The organism is Desulforamulus profundi (assembly GCF_002607855.1).
Genome location: NZ_AWQQ01000140.1, coordinates 1 through 2,935, shown reverse-complemented (window position 1 = coordinate 2,935; position 2,935 = coordinate 1). Strand labels below are relative to the sequence as shown.

3 protein-coding genes and 1 pseudogene are annotated in these 2,935 nt (G+C 44.2%); 2 read left to right on the top strand and 2 right to left on the bottom strand.

Annotated features, from left to right (window positions below; genetic code table 11):
* A pseudogene (locus tag P378_RS17435) lies at positions 1 to 189 on the top strand (IS256 family transposase); the annotation flags it as partial.
* 119 nt (positions 190 to 308) lie between these two features.
* On the opposite strand, the gene P378_RS17430 reads toward P378_RS17435, so the two are convergent.
* Both P378_RS17430 and P378_RS24355 read right to left on the bottom strand, forming a co-directional pair.
* The gene (locus P378_RS17430) at positions 309 to 995 is read right to left on the bottom strand and encodes a tyrosine-type recombinase/integrase (RefSeq protein WP_420796022.1); all 687 of its coding nucleotides are present in this window, start codon (positions 993 to 995) and stop codon (positions 309 to 311) included.
* On the bottom strand, positions 949 to 1,326 hold the full coding sequence (locus P378_RS24355) for a site-specific integrase (RefSeq protein WP_099084095.1): 378 nt from the start codon (positions 1,324 to 1,326) through the stop codon (positions 949 to 951). Before P378_RS24355 ends, P378_RS17430 begins: the two co-directional genes overlap by 47 nt.
* A 374-nt stretch (positions 1,327 to 1,700) precedes the next feature.
* On the opposite strand from P378_RS24355, the gene P378_RS17420 reads away from it, so the two are divergent.
* Positions 1,701 to 2,897: a tyrosine-type recombinase/integrase gene (locus P378_RS17420; protein WP_099084094.1), complete on the top strand. Its 1,197-nt coding sequence runs from the start codon at positions 1,701 to 1,703 to the stop codon at positions 2,895 to 2,897.
* Positions 2,898 to 2,935: the final 38 nt, after the last annotated feature.

Below are 2,935 nucleotides of genomic sequence, written 5' to 3'. Positions count from 1 at the left end.
CACCGGCAGTTAAGAAAGGTGACAAAAACCAAAACTGCCTACCCAACGGATGATGCTTTGAAAAAGATTATTTACCTGGCAACAGAATCAATCTCAAAGAAGTGGACTATGCCAATCCGGGAATGGAGGAATTGTATCTCCCAACTTGCAATTTACTTTGGGGATAGAATTCAGCTAGGGATTGCCTAAAAAACAATGGGTTAGGTAACGGGTTTATCGCTTATCGAAAGTTTTACATTATTTAAAGTTGAGTGCAATTACCCACGAAAATGCAGGAAAACCGCAAGCTCAACTTTAAATAATCAAATTCACTGCAACGACTTCAGGAATTCAAGCATTGCCGATTTTTCGCTGTCATCGAAATACTCTGTATCGCCTGTCAAATCAGACGATGCCTTGCCGATTGCATTCCGGACAACTTCGGGATTGTTTTTCGCATACCTCTCGGTTGTCACTACAGATGCGTGTCCAAGAAAATCCCGGATGTAATAGATATTTGCACCGCCTTGAATCAAGTGGCTGGCTTTGGTACTCCGCAGCAAATGGGGAGAGATGGACACATGAAACATATCCGGATGAATCTGCTTCCCCATCTCCACATATTTTTTGAGGATGTAGGAAACACCCACGGTTGTCAGCTTTTCGTGGCTTCGGTTTTCAAACAAATATTGTTCCGTTTTGCTGATTCGATTTTCCTTGATATACCCCTGTAATATATCAGATGTCTTTTGTGTGATAGGAACGACTCTCGTCTTGTTACCTTTTCCAAACAGTTTTACGGTCGGAGTTTTCCCAAAGGAAATATCTCCAGCTTTAAGCTCAACCAATTCACCAGCGCGTGCTGCGGTATCGTAAAGAAGCAGTAAAAGARTAAGATTCCTGCGGCCATGCTTGGTTTGGATATCCGGCATAGAGAACAGCACTTCCATTTCTCCAGCAGATAAATATTTAGGGGGCAGTCGGGGTCTTCTTCTCTGGTATGGACAGGATATCACAGCAAAGAGCGGTATAAACAACCGATTCAGACCGAATGTACTGAAACAGTGATTTGAGTGCGGATAAACGCTGGTTTCTGGTTGCTGCTGAATTATTCCTGCTGGCTTCCAACCAGAGCAAGTAATCATCCACAACTTGCTTGTCTATTCTGTCCAATGACAGTTTCTCATATGGAATCCCCCTCTCACTTTTGCAGAACTGATATAACAGCATCAGCGAACAGCTGTAAGAGGAGATCGTATTGGGGCTCAATCCTCTTTGGAGTGGGAGGTACTTCATAAAGTACGAATAGATATAGTCAGCAAAGTCAGGTTTTGACTGCTTAGACATCAAACGTCACCTCCGGTACACAGGCATCCAAAAAAGGTGCGCCAGCAGTCGTGATGTTTGAATAGTCAAATTCCGGAAGGTGAATATACCTCTCAGTATCTTTAATGTTGGTATGACCTGCGTATGCCGCTATGATCGGCATAGTAGTGTACAGGTCCAGCCCAAGCTCCCCGGTCATTCTCGCATATGAGTGAACAATAAATGTGTGCCGAATAAAATCCAAACGTCTGGATTTTCTTCGTTATCAAAACTTAAATAAAATCCAAACCTTTTTTGGATAGCATTTAATTATTGGTGGATTCACTAAAAAAAGGTTTGGATATTTTACTAAAGTTATATACTCCTTATATCAARTATATAAGGAGGACGCATATATGAATGTGCAAAATTTACGGGAGAACTATCCCAGACTCATTTCCTACATGACAGAGAACGGTTATTCAGAATCGYATGTAGTCAGATTCAGGAGAGAGATTAAACGAATCCTTCTTTTGTCGGATTCAAAAGGTTGGAAATCCTATACGGATGTTTATCTGGCTTATACCAAAACATCCCATTCCCCATCCTATCTCCGTAACAAGCGGACAATTATCGGAGCGATTGAAAACTTTGACATCTTTGGGCAATGTCCGGACGGCAGACGCAGGCATGGAATCTTAAGAAGGACCGGATACAATTCTTTGCCCGAGGAATTCAAATCTGTCATTGACTGTTATTGCAAGACTGAAAGAACAAGGGGCAAAAAGGAATCGACCATCTATACAGAGTCACATAACGCCACCTCGTTCTTATTATCGCTACGACACAAAGGCATGGATACTCTGGAGAAGATTACGGAAAAGGCAGTAATTGACGTGTTTGCATCTCCCGACGGTAAAGTATCACGAAGCTGCTCTTATAAGAAAAATATTGCAGCTGTATTCAAGGCATGTGCTCCTTTCTTCCCCGAAGGTACCTGCACAAGGGTTTTGTCCTTCCTGCCAGCGCTCCGGGAAAAGAGGATGAACATTCAGTACCTTACATCTGAGGAAGTTAGCCGGATCAAGGCTGCATTGACAGCGGAAGAATCGTCCCTTTCCCTTCGGGACAAAGCAATTGGGCTACTCACCCTGTACACAGGTCTGCGGTGCTGCGACATCGCCGCCCTGACTATGGATTCTATAGACTGGACAAATGACCGACTTCACATCAGACAGCAAAAAACGGATGTTCCCTTGGAATTGCCCCTCACTGCGGTTGTAGGCAATGCCATCTATGACTATCTAACCAAGGAGCGCCCTCAGGTTGACCATCTGGAAATCTTCATTTCCCAATGTCACCCATATGCCGGACTGAAAAGCAGAAGCCTGTCCAATGTCGCCAATAAGATCATGAAAGCCGYAAATGTGAGGGGCGCAAATGGTGACAGGAAAGGCTTTCATATTTTCCGGCACCATCTTGCAACGACACTTCTGGGAAACGGAATCCCACAGCCAGTGATCAGCAGGGCACTGGGGCATTCTTCCCCTGCCTCGCTGGACACTTACTTGAGCGCAGATTTTCACACCTTAAGGAATGTTCGCTCAGCATAGAACAGTTCCCCTTGCGGAAGGGGGTGTCGGTATGAAGC